This window comes from Haloarcula sp. H-hyl2, from assembly GCF_056934385.1.
In genome coordinates this window covers 921,004-942,904 of sequence record NZ_JBRIIJ010000001.1, presented here as the reverse complement: position 1 = coordinate 942,904, position 21,901 = coordinate 921,004, and the positions used below count along the sequence as shown (strand labels likewise).

The 21,901-nt window shown below is 66.4% G+C and carries 17 protein-coding genes; 10 read left to right on the top strand and 7 right to left on the bottom strand.

Annotated features, from left to right (window positions below):
* The first annotated feature begins 90 nt into the window (after positions 1-90).
* The 3 genes from Hhyl2_RS04965 to Hhyl2_RS04955 all read left to right on the top strand — a co-directional run bounded on the left by Hhyl2_RS04965 (position 91) and on the right by Hhyl2_RS04955 (position 3,182).
* Positions 91-813, top strand: coding sequence for a DUF4013 domain-containing protein (locus Hhyl2_RS04965; protein WP_483549621.1), 723 nt, complete (start codon positions 91-93; stop codon positions 811-813).
* Between the two features lie 39 nt (positions 814-852).
* Entirely contained in the window at positions 853-1,920 is a 1,068-nt protein-coding gene (locus tag Hhyl2_RS04960) for an mRNA surveillance protein pelota (protein ID WP_483549620.1), read from the top strand.
* A gap of 104 nt (positions 1,921-2,024) precedes the next feature.
* Positions 2,025-3,182, top strand: a complete 1,158-nt coding sequence (locus Hhyl2_RS04955) for a sensor histidine kinase (RefSeq protein ID WP_483549619.1) — start codon at positions 2,025-2,027, stop codon at positions 3,180-3,182.
* Here the strand turns inward: Hhyl2_RS04955 and Hhyl2_RS04950 are convergent.
* Both Hhyl2_RS04950 and Hhyl2_RS04945 read right to left on the bottom strand, forming a co-directional pair.
* The gene (locus tag Hhyl2_RS04950) at positions 3,179-3,940 is read right to left on the bottom strand and encodes an MBL fold metallo-hydrolase (RefSeq protein ID WP_483549618.1); all 762 of its coding nucleotides are present in this window, start codon (positions 3,938-3,940) and stop codon (positions 3,179-3,181) included. The two genes, Hhyl2_RS04955 and Hhyl2_RS04950, sit on opposite strands and share 4 nt — an antisense overlap.
* A gap of 305 nt (positions 3,941-4,245) precedes the next feature.
* Positions 4,246-5,139, bottom strand: coding sequence for an ArsR/SmtB family transcription factor (locus tag Hhyl2_RS04945; RefSeq protein ID WP_483549617.1), 894 nt, complete (start codon positions 5,137-5,139; stop codon positions 4,246-4,248).
* A 346-nt stretch (positions 5,140-5,485) separates the two neighbouring features.
* On the opposite strand from Hhyl2_RS04945, the gene Hhyl2_RS04940 reads away from it, so the two are divergent.
* Both Hhyl2_RS04940 and Hhyl2_RS04935 read left to right on the top strand, forming a co-directional pair.
* The gene (locus Hhyl2_RS04940) at positions 5,486-8,236 is read left to right on the top strand and encodes an ATP-dependent helicase (protein ID WP_483549616.1); all 2,751 of its coding nucleotides are present in this window, start codon (positions 5,486-5,488) and stop codon (positions 8,234-8,236) included.
* Positions 8,237-8,309: 73 nt separating this feature from the next.
* Positions 8,310-8,936: a beta-class carbonic anhydrase gene (locus Hhyl2_RS04935; RefSeq protein WP_483549615.1), complete on the top strand. Its 627-nt coding sequence runs from the start codon at positions 8,310-8,312 to the stop codon at positions 8,934-8,936.
* 86 nt (positions 8,937-9,022) lie between these two features.
* Here the strand turns inward: Hhyl2_RS04935 and Hhyl2_RS04930 are convergent, their stop codons facing one another.
* Positions 9,023-10,066, bottom strand: coding sequence for a twin-arginine translocation signal domain-containing protein (locus Hhyl2_RS04930; protein ID WP_483549614.1), 1,044 nt, complete (start codon positions 10,064-10,066; stop codon positions 9,023-9,025).
* Positions 10,067-10,228: 162 nt separating this feature from the next.
* On the opposite strand from Hhyl2_RS04930, the gene Hhyl2_RS04925 reads away from it, so the two are divergent.
* From Hhyl2_RS04925 to Hhyl2_RS04915, 3 genes are all read left to right on the top strand, one after another.
* A complete protein-coding gene (locus Hhyl2_RS04925) occupies positions 10,229-11,098 on the top strand; it encodes a universal stress protein (protein ID WP_483549613.1) in 870 nt (289 codons plus the stop codon).
* Between the two features lie 99 nt (positions 11,099-11,197).
* A complete protein-coding gene (locus Hhyl2_RS04920; protein ID WP_483549612.1) occupies positions 11,198-11,659 on the top strand; it encodes a PH domain-containing protein in 462 nt (153 codons plus the stop codon).
* Positions 11,656-13,272, top strand: a complete 1,617-nt coding sequence (locus Hhyl2_RS04915) for a PH domain-containing protein (protein WP_483549611.1) — start codon at positions 11,656-11,658, stop codon at positions 13,270-13,272. The genes Hhyl2_RS04920 and Hhyl2_RS04915 overlap by 4 nt, the downstream gene beginning before the upstream one ends.
* Here Hhyl2_RS04915 and Hhyl2_RS04910 read toward each other — a convergent pair.
* Together Hhyl2_RS04910 and coxB are read right to left on the bottom strand one after the other, a co-directional pair.
* Positions 13,258-14,478, bottom strand: a complete 1,221-nt coding sequence (locus Hhyl2_RS04910; RefSeq protein ID WP_483550553.1) for a lactate racemase domain-containing protein — start codon at positions 14,476-14,478, stop codon at positions 13,258-13,260. The genes Hhyl2_RS04915 and Hhyl2_RS04910 overlap by 15 nt on opposite strands.
* Positions 14,479-14,528: 50 nt before the next feature.
* Positions 14,529-15,251: a cytochrome c oxidase subunit II gene (gene coxB, locus Hhyl2_RS04905; protein WP_483549610.1), complete on the bottom strand. Its 723-nt coding sequence runs from the start codon at positions 15,249-15,251 to the stop codon at positions 14,529-14,531.
* A 173-nt stretch (positions 15,252-15,424) separates the two neighbouring features.
* Here coxB and Hhyl2_RS04900 point away from each other — a divergent pair, with 173 nt between their 5' ends.
* Complete coding sequence (locus Hhyl2_RS04900; protein WP_483549609.1) at positions 15,425-17,698, top strand: DUF6789 family protein; 2,274 nt, start codon at positions 15,425-15,427, stop codon at positions 17,696-17,698.
* A 4-nt stretch (positions 17,699-17,702) separates the two neighbouring features.
* The gene (locus tag Hhyl2_RS04895; protein ID WP_483549608.1) at positions 17,703-18,227 is read left to right on the top strand and encodes a DUF7979 domain-containing protein; all 525 of its coding nucleotides are present in this window, start codon (positions 17,703-17,705) and stop codon (positions 18,225-18,227) included.
* 4 nt (positions 18,228-18,231) lie between these two features.
* Here the strand turns inward: Hhyl2_RS04895 and Hhyl2_RS04890 are convergent, their stop codons facing one another.
* A complete protein-coding gene (locus Hhyl2_RS04890) occupies positions 18,232-19,059 on the bottom strand; it encodes a cytochrome c oxidase subunit 3 (RefSeq protein ID WP_483549607.1) in 828 nt (275 codons plus the stop codon).
* A 44-nt stretch (positions 19,060-19,103) separates the two neighbouring features.
* A complete protein-coding gene (locus Hhyl2_RS04885; RefSeq protein WP_483549606.1) occupies positions 19,104-21,860 on the bottom strand; it encodes an AAA domain-containing protein in 2,757 nt (918 codons plus the stop codon).
* Positions 21,861-21,901 lie beyond the last annotated feature (41 nt).

Here is a 21,901-nt window from a genome sequence, read left to right as displayed (position 1 = left end):
GCCAGACCATCTTCAGCGTGTCACTGACAGACCGCGGACCCGCCGGGCGGTTCGAAATGGCTCTCACACCGTGGCCAGTGGCTGATAGACATGCTCGAAGACGCACTCCGGTATCCATGGCAGGGAGAGCAGCACGTCGAGACCATCCTCATCGGGGGTGCGTTGAGCCTCCTGGGGGTCCTGTTCGTCCCGGTCCTGTTCGTCTACGGGTACCTGGTCCGCGTGATCCGTCGGGTCAGTGCCGGAGACGAGGACGTGCCGCCGGTCTTCGACGACTGGGGTGACCTGCTCGTCGACGGCCTCGTCGCCTTTCTGATCTCGCTCGTCTACGCGCTCGTCCCGGCAGTCGCAGTTACCCTCGCAGTGCTGTCGTTCATCGTCCCGGTCACTGTCGTGGAGGGGCCCGGTACGGGCGGCGGTGGTGGACTCGCCGTCGGCGGCCTGCTACTGGCGCTTCTGGTCGCCCTCGTGACGCTCGTCCTGCTCGTGGGCGCACTCTATTTGCTCCCAGCGGCCGTCGCAGCGTACGCAGTCACCGGGCGGGCCGGGGCAGCGTTCTCACCGAGCACCCTCAGGGCCGTCGGCACCGACGGGAACTACGCCGTCGCCGTCCTGATCGCGATCCTCATCGGCCTCATCGCACAGATCGTCGGCGGACTCGTCGCTGCGACGGTGATCGGTGCCCTGCTCGTTCCGTTCGTCACGTTCTACGGCAACGTCGCGAGCGCCTACGCCATCGGGACAGGGATCCGCGAGACGGAACTGCGGGCCGATCACCGCGACGACGCCGTCACCGGCCAGCCCGCGATCTGAATAGCAGGGCACTTGTGTCCCTACGGCGGATGGTCTCCCATGCAGATCAAGAGCCGGGAGGCCACCGGCGAGGGTCGCGAGCGCGTCGAGGTGGTCCCCGAGACGCTCGACGACCTCTGGCACCTCTCGTACATCGTCGAGCCAGGCGACCACGTCTCCGGCGACACGACGCGGCGCATCCAGCGCAACGACGACAACCTCCGGGACACGGGCGGCGAGCGCGAGCACATGTGGCTCAAGATCGAGGTCACCGACGTCGAGTTCGCGAAGTTCGCAAACCGCCTCCGGATCGGCGGCGAGATCATCGACTGCTCGCGGGAGGACCAACTGGGCTTTCACCACACGCTCAACGTCGAGGAACACACCGAACTGGAGATCGAGAAACGATGGAAACCGGACCAGAACGACCGACTGGAGGAGGCAGTCGAGTCGACCGACAACCCCGACGTCGCCATCGCCACCGTCGAGGAGGGCGAAGCACACGTCCACACTGTCGCCCAGTACGGAACCGAGGAGCGGGCGTCGATCACGTCGACAACGGGGAAGGGCGACTACGCCCGGCCGCGCTCGGAACTGTTCGCCGAACTGGCCGACGTACTAAAACGCCAGGACGTCGACGCCTACATCCTCGCCGGCCCCGGCTTCACGAAGCAGGACGCGCTGGACTACTTCACCGAAGAGATCCCCGACATCGCCGAGCAGATCACGATGGTCGACACGGCGAGCGTCGGCGACCGCGGGGTCCACGAGGTGCTCAAGCGCGGTGCCGTCGAGGACGTCCAGAAACAGACCCGGATCGCAGAGGAGGCCGAACTCATCGACGAACTGATGGAACGCATCGGCCAGGGGAGCGAGGTCGCCTACGGCCCCGATGAGGTAGCGAAGGCCGCGGACTACGGCGCCATCGAGACGCTGCTCGTCCTCGACGAACGACTCCGGGCCGAGCGCGCCGACGAGGGCGAGTGGGACGTCGACATCGACCACCTCATCGAGACCACCGAACAGAAGGGTGGCGACGTGACCGTCTTCTCGGCCGAGTTCGCACCCGGTCAACAACTGTCGAACCTGGGCGGTATTGCAGCGTTGCTACGCTACCGACTCGACTAAGCGACCCTACCCCGTCCCCGACTATCGTTTCGGATAATGGCCCGAAACGGTTTTTTATACTGCTACCTACGTTCAGATAATACCCGGCCGCTGGAGTCAGTAGTATGTCATTCGAAGAGCAACCAGATTTCGCACGGCAGGTGGCCGACCTGAACAAGTACGGCCAGGCACTCAATCGCTGCGAGAGCGTCGAGGAGGTCGTCTCTCTGACCCTCGAAGCGATGTCGCTGCTCTTCGATCTGTCCTATTCGACGTTCGTCGAGGCGCGTGACGGCGACCTGCGCGTGGTCCACAGCACCAACCCACATCACACACCGGGTGACGAACCGAGCGAGACGGCACAGCGAGCCCTGGAGAAGGGGGAGACGATCGTCGAGACGGGCGCGACGGCAGGGGTGACCGCAGATTCCGATGTGACTGCGACGCTGGCCGTCCCGGCGCAGATGGCCGGCGAGGTACGGGCCGTGCTCGTCTCGCGGTCGACCTCGAAGAACACCTTCGGCGACGCTCACAGTCGCCCACTGGAGATACTGGCCTCCCATGCGGCGACTGCCATCAGCAACATCCGCTCGCGGGAGCGCCTGGAGCGTGCCAGACAGGACCTGGAGACACGCAAGGAGATGATCGAACTGTACGACCGGTTGTTGCGCCACGATCTGGGCAACGACCTGCAGATCATCGCTGGCTTCGCCGACGCCGTCGAGGCACAGGTCGACGGCCAGACCGCGGAACACGCCGCGAAGATCCAGCGGGCCGCTCGTAACTCCGCCGACCTCATCGAGCGGGTGGGTGACCTGGTCTCGACGCTGGAACAGCAGGCGGAACCCGAGCCACGGGACCTGGCTGCGCTCCTCTCGGACACCGTCTCACAAGCCCGTGATAACCACGGGAACCTCTCGGTGGAGGTCGATCCCAGCGAGTTCGACTACCGCGTCTACGGCGGGGAGTTGCTCGATTCCGTCTTCACGAACCTCGTCTCGAACGCCGCCGTCCACAACGAGGGCGAGGTGTCCGTCGAGGTGTACGCTGAACGGCCGAACCCCGACGAAGTGGTCGTCTGCGTGGCCGACGACGGCCGCGGGGTCGACCCCGAGATTCGCGAGGAGATATTCGAGATGGGGGCGAAGGGGCCCGATAGCAACGGGAGCGGCTTCGGACTCGGGTTCGTGCGCGCACTGACCGAGTCCTACGGCGGGAGCGTCGGTGTCACCGACAGCGCGTACGGCGGCGCGGAGTTCCGTGTCACCCTCGAAACCGTCTAATTGTCCTCGAAGCTGACCGTTAGTCCGTCCTTGGCGAATTCGACATCCCCGTCGTAGTGGTCGGCCAGCGACGCGAGCATCTCCTCGTGGCGGCCCGCCGTGTGTGGATAGAGATGGGTCAGATAGATCCGTCCCAGGTCGGCCTCCGCCGCTGCGAGAGCACTCCCGAGGGTTGTCGGTGTCGGGTGGTTCGAGACGTCGACGTCGTCCGGGAACGAACAGTCGTGGACGAGCAGTGCGGCACCGTCGGCGAACTCGAGCAGTTCGGTGAACGCTTCGGTGTCGCCACTCAGCGCGACCGTGGGGCCGCCGTCGCTCGGCGTGAGACGGTAGGCGAAACACTGCATCGAGTGCCGGCCCTCCATGGCCTCGATGGCGAACCCCGCGAGGTCGAACGAACCGGGCTCGTAGTCACGGAGCGTCAGATCGAGGCGATCCTGCATGTAGTCGTGGACTGCGAGGGTATCCCGGACCAGCGCCGCCGTCCCTGGCGGTCCAGCGACGGTCAGATCGGTCTCGCCAGCCAACCACCGGGCTTTCATCAGGACGGCCAGATCGCTGACGTGATCGAGATGGTGGTGCGTGAGCAACACCGTGTCGACGCCCTCGTAGCCGAGTTCAGTCCGTGCCAGGGCATCCAGGACACCGCTGCCACAGTCGACCAGTAATGCGTCCGTACCGTCTTCGAGAAGGTACCCCGACTGTGCGCGGGTGCCGGTCGGCATCGCGCTGCCGGTTCCCAGGAACGTCAACTGCATAGTGGAACTGGGAGCCTACAGCCTGAAAGTGATTCGTGGTCGTCGACGAGGAAACGCCAGCGGGGAGCACAAAGAAAGGGGGGGGTCAGGGGGATCAGGGGATGGAGGGGTGTGGAGGGCGGGGCCGGGCGGACTCGTGGGGCCCAATTCGGGGCCACGTCAGCGGATGGGGGGTGGCGGCTAGCCGTCGTCGGGGACCGGTGGGTCAGGGCAGGCCCGTGACCGGGTCGCCCGTCGACGGTGCAATTAGGGATACAGGTGGAACCGTTATAACCCCGGCCAATGCTCAAAACGGCTTTTGAGCGTCATACGTCACGGTCGTACATCCAGACGGCGCTGACGACGAACAGTACCAGCAGCCCGCCAAGGAAGAACGCGAGCCCTGGCGAGAGCGTCAGTGCCGTCCCACCGTCCGAGGCGGCGGTCTGAGCGACCTCGGTGGCCGCGTCGAGCTGGTAACTCGCCGGCGTCCCGGTCGCTTCAGGCGTCGCTGTCTCTGCCGGCGTAGCAGTCTCCGTGGCCTCGGCGATGCTGATGCCACCGCCATCGCCACCGCCTGAGGTGGTCGCCGGCTCGGCCGTCGCCGCGGGCGTCGGGGTCTCTGTCTCGACGGTGACGTTCCCTGCGAGGTCCGGGTCTCCCCCCTGGTCGCTGGTACTGACGACGTCGCCGCCGCCTCCGCCATCGCCACCACCGTCACCACCTGCCTGCGGAGCACCCTCCTCTGCCCCACCACTGTCGGCGGTCCCGAACGGTAAGGGGAAGTTTCCGAGTAGCAACTCGATGACGAAGCTGGCAGCGGTGAGCAGTCCGACGACCGGTACCAGCCGCTTGACCAGGGAGCGCAGCGAGCGCTTCCGCTCACGCGTGCCGACGAAGAGCACGAGTGGGTCGTCTGGCGGTTCGTACACCTTCATCTCCTGGCCCTTCTCGGAGTAGCGCGTGCCAGCGACGGTGATCAGTTCCTCGTCTTCCAGCTTCTCCAGGTGGTAGGAGACCTTCTGGATCGACATCCCGAGCCGGTCGGCCAGTTCCGAGGGGGTCCCCGGCTCGTCGTAGACAGTGTTGAGGATCTCACGAGCCGTATCGGAGGAGAGGGCGTCGAGAACAGCCGAGACGTCCTCGTCGACACCCCGAATCTCCAGTTCCCCTTCCTGGGACGAACTGGCGTCGGGGCCTCTGGAGGGCAACAGCGACATACGAGGAGTACGACGTTCCAGCGTAATGAATCTCGTGATGACTCAGATAAGGATTTCAGCGTTCTCGGTGACACTACAATCCGGATAGACCGATAGCAGGCAGTCGGTTGGAGAGGGTGGTCAGCTGGACTCGTCCGACGGTCGATGCCGGGACCACACGAACACTGAAAACGACACTACCGCGTTGCCCCACGTTTCATCACCCCGGTTCGAAACGGAAGAAATTCGCTACGCCCCTCGGAACCGGAGGGCGAGAGACATCCATCGGCTGCCCCGTCTGTGAGGTCACGATGGACCTGGGGTCGTCGCCGGAACCCACTTCTTTCCCCAGTCCTACCCTCGGGTAATGGGAGGACGCGAGCGGCTGGCAGCGACAGATCCGTCGTTCGACGCCGAGACGGTCGCCATCGACGACGCCGACGTTCTGGAACTGCTCGACCCGGTCGTCCAGGAGTGGTGGGTCGACCAGTTCGGCGAGTTCGTCCCCGGCAACGGCGGCTTCTTCACCCCACCACAGAAGGACGCCGTCCCGCTCATCCACCGGGGCGAGAACGCGCTCATCTGTGCGCCGACCGGGTCGGGGAAGACGCTAGCCTCGTTTACCGGCATCATCAACGAACTGTTCGCGAAGGCCCGCACAGACGACCTGGAGAACTCGGTCTACTGTCTGTACGTCTCGCCGTTGAAGTCACTGGCAAACGACATCCACCGCAACCTCTCGGTGCCGCTGGCCGACATCACCGAGAAACTCGACGCCCGTGACGAGGACGTCGAGTTGCGCCACGCCATCCGCCACGGCGACACCAGCGACAGCGAGCGCCAGGCGATGCTGGAGACGACGCCGCACATCCTCAATACGACCCCGGAGACGCTGGCGATCCTGCTCAACTCCCCGAAGTTCAAGGAGAAACTGCGGACCGTCGAGTACGTCATCGTCGACGAGATCCACAGTCTCGCCGAGAACAAACGCGGCACGCATCTCGCAGTCTCCCTGGAGCGACTGGAAGCGATGGCAGAGACGTCGCCGACGCGCATCGGCTGTTCGGCGACGGTCGAACCGCTCGATACGGTCGCGGAGTTCCTGGTGGGCTGTGAGCGCGACCCGGAGTCCGGCGACTACGAGCCCCGCGACTACGAGATCGTCGACACCCGCTTCGCGCGGGATTTCGACGTGGAACTGTCCTGCCCGGCCGACGACCTCATCAACACGCCACAGGAGAGGGTCACCGAACGGTTCTACAGACAGCTCCACGACCACATCCAGTCACACACGAACACGCTGGTGTTCACGAACACGCGGTCTGGGGCAGAGCGAGTCCTCCAGACGTTGCGCGAGCGGTTCGACGCCTACGACGAGTCGAACTCGGGCTGTCACCACGGCTCGCTCTCGAAGGAGAAACGCCAGGAGATAGAGCGCGCGCTCAAGGCGGGCGACCTCGACGTGGTGACGACCTCGACGAGCCTCGAACTGGGCATCGACATGCCACACCTCGATCTGGTCGTCCAGGTCGGCTCGCCCAAATCCGTCGCGGCACTCCTCCAGCGGATCGGTCGCGCGGGCCACCAGCTCGGCGAGACCGTCGAGGGCCGTGTCGTCGCCCTCGACAGGGACGAACTGGTCGAGTGTGCGGTCATGCTCAAGAAGGCCCACGAGGGGTTCGTCGACCGGGTGTTCATCCCGGAGGACGCCCAGGACGTCGCGACACAGCACGTCTACGGCATGGCGATCAACGCCGTCCGTCCCGAGCGGGAGGTGCGAGAGATCCTCCAGCGAGCCTATCCGTTCCGGAACTACACCGACGCGGAGTGGGAGCAACTGTGCCGCTATCTCACCGCCGACTACGACGGGATGGAGGACAAGAACGTCTACGCGAAGATCTGGCGGGACACCAACGACCCGCAGGACGGCGAGTACCACTACGAGGAGTACGACGTCGGCGAGTCGCTCGTGGGGAAACGCGGCCGGATGGCCAGGGTCATCTACATGACCAACATCGGCACAATCCCCGACTCGTTCACGTGTGACGTGTTCACCAGGAGTGACGACCGCTGGGTCGGCCAGCTCGACGAGGAGTATTTGGACACGCTGGAGCAGGGCGACGTCTTCGTCCTGGGCGGGGACAACTTCGAGTACCGGTATCGCCGCGGTTCGAAGGTGTACGTCGACCCGACGGCGGCGCGGCCGACGGTCCCCTCGTGGTTCTCCGAACGGCTCCCGCTATCCTACGACCTCGGTCGGGAGATACTGACCTTCCAGCGGGAACTGCTCGCGAAACTGGAACGGGGCGGGATGCCCGAGATTCGGAACTGGCTCCGGGAGTATCCCCTCGACGAGAACAGCGTCCGCGCTATCGCCCGGATGTTCCGCGAACAGGTGGCCTACGCGGGGGCCGAGAGCGTCGCCACCGACGAGCGACTCGTCGTCGAGGAGGAACTCGACAAGAACGAGTACGAACGGCGCTTCTACGTGCACTCGAACTACGGCCGGCGGTTCAACGACGGGTTCTCCCGTCTACTGGCCCACCACGTCGCCCAGGCCGCCAACGCCAACGTCCAGGTCGCCGTCGCCGACCACGGGTTCACCCTCTCGATGCCGCTGAACCGGAAGGTGGACATCCAGAGCCTGATTCAGGATATCGATCCGACGAAGGTTCGCACGGACCTGCGGGCTAGCCTCGACGGGACCGACCTGCTCCAGCGGTACTTCCGCATCAACGCGACCCGGTCGCTGATGATCCTCAAGCGGTACAAGGGTTACGAGAAGTCCGCCAGCGAACAGCAGGTCTCCGCCGAGATGCTGTTGAGTTTCGCCCAGGACCTCGGCGAGTTCGCCGTCGTCGAGGAGACCTACCGGGAGATCCTCCAGGACAAACTCAACGTCGCGGCCATCGAAGCGGTCCTGACGGATATCGACAGGGGTGCTATCGACGTGGTCGCGACGCGGGTCGACTCACCGACGCCGCGCGCGTTCGGCCTGGCGACGCTGATGGCAAGCGACGTCGTCCTGGCCGAGGACGAGTCGGCCGTCCTCCAGGAGTTCCACGAGCGCGTTCTCGACGAGATCGAGGGTGACGAAGCGGTGGCGACCGACGACTAGACGGCGTCACAGACGCCGGTACGTGTTACCTGAAAGACTAGAACGACAGTCGCTACGAACGAAGTGGTGCGGGATGACACACCACAGACACGGCGAGGAGCGACCGGAACCGGAGGCAGGGAAGGTACACGAGACGATCGAGCACGACGTCGAGATGCGCGACGACTGGGCCAGACGACGACGGAAGGGTATCCCGACGGACAAGCAACTGCTGGTCGTCGCCTGCATGGACGAACGCATCCCGGTCGAGGACGCACTCGGCATCGAACTGGGCGACGCGCAGATCTTCCGTAACGCCGGCGGGAAGATCACCGACGACGTGATCCGTTCGGCGGCGCTGACGACACAGTTCTTCGACACCACGGAGATCATCGTCGTCAACCACACCGACTGTGGGATGATGAGCGCGTCCGACGAGGCCGTCGTCGACGGACTGGAGACGGCCACCGGCGGTGATCTCGACGACGTCCCGCTGGACCCGTCCCTGCCGGAACTGAACATCGGCGACGCATCGATCGCTGACTGGGTGCGCATGACCGACGACATCGACGAGGCCTGTACCCGACAGGTCGAGTACCTCCGCGAGCACGACCTCATCCCGGATTCGGTGACGGTGACCGGGTACGTCTACGAGGTCGAGAGCGGCCACCTACGACGGCCGGGCGAGCGTGTCGCGACCCAGGTCAACGAACGGGTCTGACTCCACTCGGCCGAAACAGGACCGAAGTCACGTGCAGAGGGTCCAAAGCGTCAGCGAGAGAGCGGCGACCAGTACTGTTCACGCCTCTACTGTTCGGACACCGTCGGACAGTTTACCATCGCCCCACCGGAGGCGAGGATGTCGGCCGATTCGGCGCTGTCGAGGCCATCGACGCTGTCGAAGTCGGCGTTGTCGTAGATGTTGACGAGCCATAGCGGCGAGTAGCTGTCGTCACTCGGCGTCGTCGCCGCCACGTTGTGGGTCTGCACGCTGCCTTCCTCGGTCATGAAGCCCGACGGCGGACCGCCTCCGTCCTGCCCAGGGTTGGTGTTGAAGCTGACGTAGATGGGCGACAGGGGGACGGAGCCACTCTGTGCGGTGAGGGACTTCTCTTCGAACAGGAAATACTCCACGACCTCGCCATCGTACCAGCCCTCGACCGTTCCGGTCGGACTCGCGTCGTTGCTGTGTCGTCGGGACGCGGTCGAGCCAGCCGGCACGACCGGGCAGTTCTTGATCACGTCGGTTTCCGTGATTTCGAACCCCGCGTTCTGGATATCTGCGAGGCTACTTGCCGAGTTGGCCTCGTAGTCGTCGGGTACGGTCACCTTGTGGACGTGCCAGAAGTCGTTGTAGCCATCGTCACCAGGGAGGACGTCGATGACGTTGAGCTGGTCTTCGACGGGGTCGCCGTTCTCGTAGAACAGTGCGTAGATGGGTGCCGGCGTGGTGGGCATGACGTCGAAATTGTAGTACTGGATGACGTCGCCGTCGGGGCCGTACCCCTGAGTGAGGAAGTTATCGTCGAAGTCGATGGGCTCGTCCGATCCGGGGAGCGCGTCGTTGTTACTTCGGCGGAATAGCGTCCCAGCCGCGTCACTGAACCGATCGATCGAGGCCCTGGGTGCCTCTTCCGGGTCGGTCACACTCAGCTCCGCGTCCATCATCTCTGCCTCGGTCATTGCTTCGCCCTCGGTCATCGCTTCGTTCTCGGTCATCGCTTCGCCCTCGGTCATGGTCCCGCCGCTTCCGGAACTGTCATCGCTACCAGTACCACTACAGCCAGCCAGCGTCAGGGTCGCCCCCGCACTCGCCAGCGCCGTCAGGAAGGTGCGTCGGTCACTGTTCATTGCGTCTGGACCGGCGAGAGCCACCTAAAAGGGATTTTTTCGAGATTCGGGCCGACTATGGGAAGAGTCGCTTCCGAGACTCTTCCAATTTCGATCCAACAATACCGTCGACCGACCGCTCGGGAGACAAATCACTTGAACGTGATCCGCGTAGGGGCCCGTATGTACGACGACATTCTCCTCCCGTACGACGGCAGCGACGGGGCGGCAGCGGCACTGCATCACGCCGCCGAGTTCGCTCACTGGGCCGACGCGACTATCCACGTCCTCTTCGTGGCGGATACGGCGCGCGATAGCGTCACCGTCGTCGAGACGGAGGTCGTCGACGCGCTCGCCCGGAAGGGCGAATCAATCGTCGAGGAGGCCACGGAGACACTGCGCACGCTCGGCGTGGACGCCGAGTCGGATGTCGTCCAGGGGAATCCCGCGCCGACGATCGTCGAGTATGCCGAGCGATACGACCAGGACCTGATCGTGATGCCGACCCACGGCCGGGAGGGCGTGTCGCGGTACCTCCTCGGGAGTATCACCGAGAAGGTCGTCCGCCTGGCGTCCGTGCCTGTCCTGACCGCACGGATGCGCCCCGACGAGCAACTGCGGTTCCCCTACGAGAACATCCTGCTTCCGACGGACGGGAGCGCCGGTGCCGTCCACGCAGCGGAGCACGGTCTCGCCCTCGCAGCGGCCCTCGATGCGACCGTGCACGTGCTGTCGGTCGTGGACGAGTTGTCCCTCGGTGTCGACGTCCGGTCGAGCGTGACCAGGGAAGGGCGCGAGCAGGACGCCACGGATGCAGTCGAGGAGATCGTGTCGAAGGCAGACACACACGGTGTCACGGACACCGTTCAACACGTCGAACACGGGAGTCCGGTCCAGACCATCCTCGACACTATCGAGACCACCGGCATCGACGCCGTCGTCATGGGGACGCGGGGGAATCGTGGGACCGACCGGATCTTGCTCGGCAGCGTCGCCGAGAAGACCGTCCGCTCGGCACCGGTGCCCGTCATCACGGTGAAACAGGACCAGTGAACCCCTGGGACTCGATCCGCCTCCCCGTTCCTGTCGCCTATCTGTACATCCGTTCCGCCGTCCAACAGTATAATCCGCCCGCCGTGTGACAGGTGGTGTATGGAATCCCTGCACCCGCGGGTACGCTGGCTGTGGGCGGGCCGGACGCTCCTCCTGGCCTCGATACTCGCAGGCATCGGTCTAGCCGTCGACCGGTTCGTGGTGCCGGTACCGCCCGCACTGCTCGTCGGCGGCTGGGTCGTCGTCGTGGGACTCGGCGTGGTCCACGCGGTTCTCGCGCACCGCATCTGGCAGTTCGCGCTGCAGGACGACGCGCTCTTCCTCGTTCGCGGCGTCCTGACACGGACGGATACAACCGTCCCGTACGTCCGGGTCCAGCACGTCGACACCACCCGCGGCCCGGTCGAGCGGTCTATCGGGCTCGCGAGCGTCGTGGTATACACCGCCGGCTCACGTGGCGCGGATATCACGATCCCCGGACTCCGGCCAGCGCGGGCGACGGAACTGCGCGAGCGACTGCGTGACCTGGCCATCGAGAGCGAGGCGACCGACGCAGTATGAGACGGCTCCACCCAACCAGTGGTATCATCAGCGTCACCCAGGCGGTGTTCCAGGGAGCGTTCCTCGGCTTCTTCCTCGGGACCGCCCTCGCCGGGATGGGGTCGCTCCCACTCGTCTCTATCGGCGGGTTCTCGTTCGCCGGCGCGGCACTGTTCGGTGGCTACGCCGCCGCCCGCTATCTCCGCTTTCGCTACGAGATCAGCGACGGCACGCTCGCCGTCGACTCTGGCGTGTTCGCGCGACAGTCCCGCGAGATTCCGCTCGGTCGCATCCAGAACGTCGACATCCGTCAGGGGGTCCTGAACCGCGTCCTGGGGCTTGCCGTCGTGGCCTTCGAGACCGCCGGTGGGAGCACGACCGAGGCGACACTGAATGCTGTCGAGATGGACGAGGCCGAACGGCTCCGACGACTGGTCCGACAACACGACCGGGAGGCGGAACCGGAATCGGCCGCGGCGCAGGCCGGCGTGGACGCCGCAACTGGGCCCGAGCGGGAGGGGATTGCCGACGCTGCCCCAACCGAACTGTTCGCGTTCGGGCCGCGGGACCTGATAACGTACGCGCTTGTCTCGGTCCGGCCGGCAGCCCCCGTCCTGACACTGGTCGGCCTTCCGCTGGGACAGGACCTCGTGTTCGCCGTCCTCCGGTTCAACGTCCGGTTCGTCGGCGTCGGCGAACGAGTCGGTGTGCCGGTCTTCAGGGACGCGGCCGTCCCCCGACTGGTCGCACTGGCGGTGCTGACACTCGTCCAGTTCGTGCTGGTCGCACTGGTGGTCAGCGTCGTCCTGACCGTGCTGGAGTACTACGGCTTCCGACTCACCCGCGACGGTGACGACCTCCAGTACGAGCGGGGACTGATCCGTCGGTACAGCGGGACCATCCCGCTGGCGAAGGTCCAGACGGTGACCGTCCAGGAGAACGTCCTCATGCGCCGGTTCGGCTACGCGACGCTGACGGTGGAGACGGCCGGCTACGCCGGCGGGTCACAGGGATCGACACAGGGAGTGGCGGTCCCGATGGCACGGCGCGAGGCGGTCTACGACCTCGCGCGGGACATCGAGCCGTTCGGGGAGCTCTCGTTCGAACAACCCCCGAAGCGAGCCAGACGCCGCTACGCCGTCCGGTTCGGGATCGTCGCCGCGGTGCTCACGGCCGTCGGCTACGGGGTCGATCGGTTCCTCCTGGAATCCGGCACCTGGTGGGCGCTGCTCGGGCTGTTCGTACTCGCGCCGGTCGCGGCACACTACCGGTGGCGCCATCGCGGCTACGCGCTCGGGGACGAGGTCGTCGCGACGCGCTCGGGCTTCTGGCGTGAGACGACGCGGGTGGTCCCGTACTACCGGATGCAGACGATCCTCGTCAGTCGGACGCCGTTCCAGCGACGACGCCGGCTGGCGACGCTGAGTGCCGACACCGCCAGTACGGCGAGCATCCTCGGCGGGGACGCCAGGGCCTACGACGTCGACGAGGGGACGGCCGTCCGACTCCGTGAGACGCTCAGGGACCGGCTCTACACCGACCTGCTCGAACAGCGTGCCCGCCGCCGAGCGGACAGAGGCCCGACACACGACGGCGACCCGCCCGCTCCGGCCGGCGAATCAGCCGACGAGTAGTGTATCCAGTGCGTCGGGAACGACCAGCACGTCGCTTCCGGGGTCGATCGCGTCCGTGACGTCCTCGGCCGCGTGCATCAGACACTCCTCGGCGACCTCGGGATGGTCGCTGTTTGTCACCCAGAGGTCGTACTCGCGGAGGACCCGCGCGACGACGAACGCTCGCTGGGCGCCTGGCTCGTACCCGTCTGCCATCTCCGCGTACAGCGCAGCGGCGCTGTCGGCCGACGAGAGCCACTCGTGGAACCGCCGTTCTCCCGTCCCGTCGCCGGCACCTTCGGGGAGTGTCGCCGGTACGACGATCCGGCCATCGGGTTTCAACGGATCGTAGTCGCCCAGTGCGACGTAGGTCGCCGCCCGCGTCGCCTGGTAGAGGTTCGCGTCCTTCGGTGCGCCCACGCCGGCAACGACGGCGTCGTAGCGGCCGTCGACGGTGACCGACAGTGCCTCTCGCGCGCTCGCTGCGAGGGCGTCGACGACCGCTCGTGGGTCCCCCGCCGCAGCGTCGAGGATTCCCGACGGGCCGTGCGTGACGTTCAGGCAGAAGTCCAGCCCCACGACGTCGCCCGCGCGGTCGAGGAACGACCGGAAGGGGTTGTCGGCGACCCGACCCAGGCGGACGCCGTCCTGGCCCAGGAGTTCCGGCCCGTGGGTGTAGGCGATCTGTGCCTCCCCGCCAGCGCCGATCACGGCCGTCTTCGCGCCGCCGGAGAAGCCGGCGTACTGGTGTGGCTCGACCATCCCCGTCGCGAGGACGCGGTCGGCCGCGGCGACCGTCTCGTGGATCTCGATGTCGACGCCGTCCACCTCACCGACTCGTACGGTCTCCTCGGGGTCGTGGTTCACCGCCCGAGCGGCGTGGTCGCCGAGCGCGTCGGCGAGTTCGGCGTCGGTCATCGGCCGGTGGAGTCCCAGCCCCACGACGATACTGACCTGTTCGCGGGCGACGCCGGCCGATTCGAGCCGTTCGAGGAGGGCGTCGAGCAACACGTCGTCCGGCGTCGCGCGGGTGACATCGGTGACGACGATGGCGACGGTGTCGTCCGGGTCGACGACCTGTTCGAGCGCGAGGCCGTGCGGGTCCGAGAGTGCAGCCTCGGCAGCCGTCGCCGGGTCCACTGGCTCGCCGCCTGGCGGTTCACAGACCGTCACGTCACAGTCGGGCAACGACACGTCGAGCGCGCCGTCACCGAGCGGAAGCGTCACTGTCACTGGCCGGTCGTTGGCAGCACAGCGAGGAATACATGTCGGAGCCGTCAGCCCGACGCCGTCGCCGCGCTCGACTGGTTGTCGAGGAACGCCTGGTAGCCGCTCTCGTTCCGGACGACGACCGTCGCGTGCATCTTCGAGTGGCCCGACCCACAGAGTTCGGCGCAGTAGAGCCGGTGGCGCCCGGTCTCGGTGGCGTTGGTCAGTGCGACACTCTCCTGTTGGGGGTAGATGTCCTGCTTGACACCCATGTCCGGGATGTAGATAGAGTGGATGACGTCCGTCGAGGTCATCGTCAACCTGACGTCCGCGTCGACGGGCAGGACCAGGCGTTCCTGCGTGGTGACGTTGGCCTCGGGATAGTGGAACTCCCAGCCCCACTGGTAAGCCAGGACCTCGATCTCGACGTCGGCGTCGGTCGCCGGCGAGTCGGCCGCGCCGGCCGCCGGGGTGATGTAGGGGTTCGACATGACGAAGAACGCCGAGATGCCGACGAAGACGAGGATGGCACCGGTCGCGGCGGTCCAGGTGATCTCCAGGGCCGGGTCGTCGATGGTCGGGCGCGGCGAGTCGTTGTTCCTGAACCGGTAGATGGCGTAGACGAGCGTCAACTCGACGAACAGCGTCAACGGGAGCGCCACGTAGAGCAACTGCTCGTTCAGGTCGTCGATAGCGGCCCGGTTGAGCGACTGGGCCGCCGCGGGGGTCGAGAACAGACACACTCCAGCGACCACCAGACAGAGCCAGCCCAGCCAACGACTGCGACGCATTACCACAGCCTTCTGTCGGCGGTGACATATAGGTTGGGCAGTCGACCCCCTCGCTACACCGTGGGAGCCACCTGCCGTCGCGTAGTTTTATGTGAGAGCGAGCGTCAGCGTATGGTAATGCCTGCCTCGGTCGTATCGGTGCCGATCATCGCCGGAATCGCTCTCGGACGACGATGAACCGGGCCATCGTCGAGGGGTCGGCACTCGCCGTCCTCGCGCTCACCATCGCGCTCGTCTGGTTTCGCGCTCGCCACGCCGCCCGCCCGGAGAGCGACGGCGGCTACACTACCCGCGAGGAGATCGAGTTCGAGATCGGTCGCCTCCAGTCGGAGGCCTACCGCTGGCTGACGACGACGAACCACCGCGATATCGGCTTGCTGTACATCGCCTTCGGTACCGTCGCCGGCCTCTGGGGCGGTGTCGACGCGATGATGTTGCGGACGGAACTGCTGACGCCGCCGGCCGACATCTGGACGCCGGAGACGTACAACGCCCTCTTTACCACGCACGGGCTCACGATGCTCATCTTCTTCGTGCTGCCGGTGTTCTTCGGCGTCGGGAACTACGTCCTGCCGTTGCTGATCGGCGCCGACGATATGGCGTTCCCCCGCGTCAACGCCATCGGCTTCTGGCTCCTGCCGCCCGCGCTCCTGATGGCCCGCATGGGCTTGCTCGTCCAGGTCGGCGGGCAGGTGCTGAACCTATTTCTCCCCGAGGAATCCATCCGGTTCTTCCTCACCGTCCGCGAGGTCAGCATCGGGTGGACGCTGTACGCCCCGCTCTCCGTCCAGCAACCGAACCCGCAGATCGACCTCCTCTTGCTGGGGCTGCATCTGAGCGGCATCGCCACGACGGTCGGTGCCATCAACTTCATCGTCACCATCGTCTACGAGCGCTCGGAGGACGTCACGTGGGCGAATCTGGACATCTTCTCGTGGAACATGCTGGTCACGAGCGGCATCGCGCTGTTCGCGTTCCCGCTGCTGGGCAGTGCACTGGTGATGCTCATCCTGGACCGGAACCTGTCGACGACCTTCTTCGCGACGGAAGGTGGTGGTGCCATCCTCTGGCAGCACCTGTTCTGGTTCTGGGGCCATCCCGAGGTGTACATCCTGTTCCTCCCGGCGACGGGGCTGATGAGCACCATCCTGCCGAAGTTCGTCGGCCGGAAACTGTTCGGCTACCAGTTCATCGTCTACTCGACGCTGGGGCTGGCGGTGCTCTCGTTCGGCGTCTGGGCCCACCACATGTTCACGACGAGCGTCGACCCGCGCCTGAAGGCGTCGTTCATGGCCATCTCCATCGCCATCGCCGTCCCGAGCGCGATCAAGGTGTTCAACTGGATCACGACGATGTGGGACGGCGACATCCAGCTGTCGGCGCCCTTTATCCTCTGTGCCGGGAGCATCGGGACGTTCATCGTCGGCGGCGTCACGGGCGTCTTCCTCGCGGTCATCCCCATCGACGTCCTCTACCACGGCACCTACTACGTCGTCGGTCACTTCCACCTCATCGTCGTCGGCATCATCCCGTTCATGATGATCGCGGCGAGCTACTACTGGTATCCGCTGATCACCGGTCGGTGGTACGACACGCGCATGGCGAAGTTCCAGTCGGTGTTGCTTATCTTCGGTTCCGTGGTGACGTTCATGACCCTGCTGGTCATCGGCGGCGTGGGGCTCCCGCGCCGGCAGGCCATCTATCCGCCCGAGTACCAGTTGGCCCAGCAGATCGCCACCGTCGGCGCGTATGTCATCGGGCTGAGCGCGCTACTGTGGCTCTACAACATGCTGGTCTCGTACTGGCGTGGCGACGTCGTCCAGACGACCGACCCCTGGGAACTGAAGGCCACCAACCAGTTCACCAAGGAGTGGCAGTGGTTCGAGGAACGGATGATCGAGAAGTACGACCTCGACCCGGCCACGCCCGACGAGACCCGTCGCTCGTACGCGCCGGAACTGGAGCCGATGGGGCTGCTGGGCGGGGTCGGTACCGTCGCAGAGAACGTCTACCGGAACGCCTCGGCAGCCGCCGCCGGCGGGTTCGTCGGGACCATCCTGATGGCCGGCGGCCTCGGCACGGCCATCGTCGTCGACGTGCTGGACCCGGTCTCGTTCGGCGAGATCGCCGAACTGGTCGGCCTGCCGGCCGACCCGATCTTCGGCGCCGCGCTGTTCCTCGTCGGTGGGACGGTCACCTGGCCGCTGCTGTTCCTGGCCTTTCAGGAGTACCTCCCAGGGCGCTACCTCTTCGAGACCGGGACCGTGTTCGCGACGCTGATCTCGACCGGATTCGCCATCGCCTTCTACACCGGTCAGCAGGGGCTCTCGCTGTTGGGCTATCTCGGCTTCGTCCTCGTGGCCCACTGGGCCTACGGCCTCGGACTGACGGTCACGTTCCAGTTCCTGCAAGCACGCCGCCGGCGACAGCGCGAGGCGGAGGGATGAACCGATGAGCGACGCGACCGACGAGGACTCGGTGCTGTTCACGTACGTCGCACCGTTCCTGGGGGTCCTGCTGGTCGCGGTCGGGATTGGCGGTGCCGTCCCCGGCGGCTACGCCATGGTCCAGGACCAGATCGGTGGCTGTGGCGAGCCGACAATCGCCGTCGAGGGTCCCGAGGAGACCCGCGAGCGGTTCGCCGACCGGCAGCCACAGGTCGCGCGCTTCCAGTTCGCGGACCTCTCGGCGGCCGAACAGGCAGCGTTCCGCGAGGGGCTGGCGGACGCACGCGGTGAGGCCCACGTCGAGGGGCCGTTCCCGAACGGCCCGGCCTTCCGGAACGGGAGTCTCGTCACCTACCAAGGCGAGCGCCACTACGTCACCGTCGTCTCGGAGAACCCCTGTTTCCAGGCAGCGTCGTTGCAGTTCCCGCTGGGACTGTTCGCGATTGGGCTGGGCCTGATCGGCATCCTCACGCCGCCGATGTACCGCAAGCTCGTCGAACTGGAGCGATCGGCGAGCCCTGGCGAATGACCACTCAGACCGCGGCGCCGACGTAGACCACCAGCACCAGGAAGATCCAGACGGCGTCGACGAAGTGCCAGTACAGCGATGCCGTCCTGACCGCGGTGTCGCGCTCGGGCGAGTAGTGACCCCGCAGCGCCCGACCGAACGTGATGCCGATGAGCACCGCCCCGAGCGCGACGTGGAGGCCGTGCAGACCCGTCAGACCGAAGAAGGCACTGGCGAAGACGCCGCTGGAGAGGGTGAATCCTTCCCCGACGACGAACTCGTAGTACTCCAGGACCTGCCCGCCGAGGAAGACCAGGCCGAGTACCAGTGTCACGCCCAGTAGACCCAGGAACCGCTGACGGTTGCCGTGGACGAGCGCGTGGTGGGCGTAGTGGATGGTGACGCTACTCGCCAGCAGGAGGACGGTGTTGACGACGACCAGCGAGCCGAGCAACGGTGGGAGGTGCTCGGGTGGCCACGCGCCGCCCCGGATGAACGCGTAGTAGACGAACCCCGCCGAGAACGTGGCGACGTCCGAGACCAAGAACATGATCATCCCGCCTGTATAGATCCCTTGATCGGCGCCGTGACTGGCCCGGTAGTCCGCGATGAACGCCTCGTTGGCCCAGCCAGCGAGGCCGACGACGAGTCCGACGGCGCCGACTGCAGCGAGGACAGTGGGGAGTATCGTCGGCAACAGATTCCGACCGACGAAGAAGAAGCCGGCGCCGAAGTAGAGTGCGGCCGCCCCGCCCGCGGCGATCAGCGGCCAGCGACTCCGGTGTTCGTGCTCCGCGTGGTCGTGCTCGTCAGAATCGGCGTGCTCGGCTGCCACGTCCGTCGACCCGGCCATACAGCCACCCTACGGCCGCCGAGGCATAAATCCACACGCCGGACTCAGCCCTGCGCCCACTCGACCATCCGACCGTAGACGTCGTCGGTCGCCAGCGCGCCGGCGTCGCCGACGAGGACGAGGGCCTTCTTCGCCCGTGTGAGCGCGACGTTGATCCGGCGATAGTCCTCGAACAGCGGCCCGTCCAGGCTCCCGGTGGCGACGAACGAGACGACGATGACCGCCTTACTGGAGCCCTGGAACCGGTCGACGGTGTCGACGGTCACGTCGGCGAGCCGGCGGTTCAGTTCGGCCACTTGCGCGCGGAAGGGTGCGATGACACCGACGTCGTCGGCCGGCACTCCTGCGTCACGATAGGCGGCGACGACCTCGGCGACGGCGTCGGCCTCCGTGGGGTTCGTGTTCCCGGTGCGCGAACCGTCGGGGTCGACGAAAGACACTCGCTCACGTAGGTGCTCGGGCAGCGCGTCCACGGTCACCCCGTCGAGGTCGTCGATACGCTGGGCCGCGACCGCGCCGCTGGCCGGGCGCAACTGCCCGCCGTAGAACTCACGGGAGGCGAACGCCTGGATGTGCTGGGCCATCCGGTACTGGCGGTCCAGCAGGATGCCGGCCTCGGGGTGGGCCTCGATGAGGCGCTCGAACAGCGACTGCGAGAGCGTCTCGTCCTCGGACTGGACGACCGGCGGGAGTTGCTGGTGGTCGCCGACGAGGACGAACCGGTCGCCGAGCGTCGTCGCGGCGAGCGTCCCCGGTTCGGTCAACTGGCCGGCCTCGTCGACGACGACGGTGTCGAACGACTGGCTCTGCATCGCGGTCCCGCCGCAGGTCGCGGTCGTCGCGGCGACGACCTGGGCGGTCTGGAGCCGACTGGCACACTCGTCGGGGTCGCCCGACTGTTCGAGGCGGTATTTCTGCATGTCCTCGCGGACGCCGCTCTCGGTGCCGACCCGGACGATGTCGGTGAAACCCTGCTCCTCCAGGGCCTCGATGGCGTTGTCGACGGCACGGTTGGTGAACGCAGACAGCAGGACCCGGTCGCCGCGTTCGACGAGCGCGCGGACCATCCGGGCGAGCGTGTAGGTCTTGCCGGTTCCCGGCGGCCCGTGGACGAGTGCGAAATCCTCGGCGCCGACGGCCCTGCTGACCGCCGCGTCCTGGCCCTCGTTGTTGTCGATGAACGTCTCGGCTGGCTCGTCGAACGCCGGGTCGCGACGGCCGAACAGGACGTCCTTCTGCTCGGGCGACTGGGTCAACAGCGCGTCGTGGAGCGCGTTCTGGAGGCGATCGGTCGTCAACTCGGAGGGGTAGACGTCCAGGCGGCGCAGCGAGAGGGGTTCGTCGGCAGTGACGACGATCTCGCGGCCGCTGGTGTCCGCCCCGTCCGCACTGTCTCCGTCGGCGCCACCGATACGCTCGACACGCGCCAGTTCGGCGTCGCCGGTGATCGGATGGCCGTCGCTTGCCAGCACCAGATCGCCCTCGCGGATCTTCGAGACGGCACCGGTCCCGCGGGCGCGCAGTTCCCAGCGCCCGCCGTCGAGTTCCCGGCGGTCCAGCGGCTCCAGGTCGACCAGGGCGCGGTCGTCGTCGGCCCGTTCCTGCGGGCTCTGTTCCCAGAGTTTGGCGTACTCGCGGTGGACGGCCCGCCGCTCGGCCTCGATCGCCTCGTAGAACCGTTCGAAGTAGTCCTGTTCTTCCTCGGGGATGGCGACACCGACCTGGCCGGCTTTGGACTCCTGATCGAGGCGGCCCGAGACCGCCATGCAGGTGTCCTGCTCGAAACAGTACTCGCACTTGGCGTTTCCCTCGTAGCCCGTCGGCACGGAGCTGTCGTGCTCCATCGCTGCAATCTCGTTGCGGGTCCGAATTACGTACTTCAGCAGGCCGGATCCGAGAGAGAACTCCTTGGCCGGCGAGAGGTCGCCGCTCTCCTCGTTTCGGTCGACGGCAGCGTTCTTCGTGTACAGCAGCGTCCCCGTATCCGGGGCCGCCTCCAGCGGACTCGTCGCGCCACCGTCGGCCATCACGTCGCTGGCCGCCAGCGTGCTGGCCGCCCGCTCGCCCAGCATCAGCGCGTAGGCGGTCGCCTGGATCTTGTCCTGAAAGCGCGGTTCGCGCTTGGTGTTCTTGCCGGTCTTCAGTTCGACCGGCATCCCGCGCCGGACCGCGTCGGCGCGTCCCTTCAGCCCGTAGCGCTCGGAGATGAGCGTCATCTCGGAGCGCCACTCGTCCTCTTCGGTCAGCGTCCCCTGGTTCAGCCACCCCTCGATAGCGGCCGCGTGGTCTCGGACGTCACCCGCCACCTCGTCGGCCGCCCGGCCCAGCAGACCGATGTCGAGGCCGGCAGCCTCCACCTGGTCTTCGATGGCGTCGTCGAGGTCGCGGCCACGGAGCAGGTCGCCGAACACCTCGTGGACGACGGTCCCCTTCACCAGGGGGTAGGCCAGGTCCGCCCCGTCGAGCTTCCGGAGGTAGTACATCCGAGGACACTGGACCCAGGCCCGGACGTCGGTCACGTCGACGAGGATGTCCGGTTCGACGACGACGCTTCCGTCGCCGCCGACGGAGTACTGGGTCTCGCCCTGGTACTGTTTCTCGTCGGCATCGTAGACCGCCAGTTCCACCCCCGGTTCGAGGTAGTCCCCGGTCTCGGTCCACTTTCCCCAGAGAGTCACGGTCGTCGGGTCGCCGGCGCCCCGTTCGGGCCGGACCGTCACCTCGCAGAGTTCGCTCTCGCCGTACTGTGTGGAGACGGTCTTCGGGTCGGCGACCTCGACGACGACACCGCGGAGTTGCACAGGCAGTGTCAGGAGTGGCCCCGGAAAAACCCTGTCGGTGC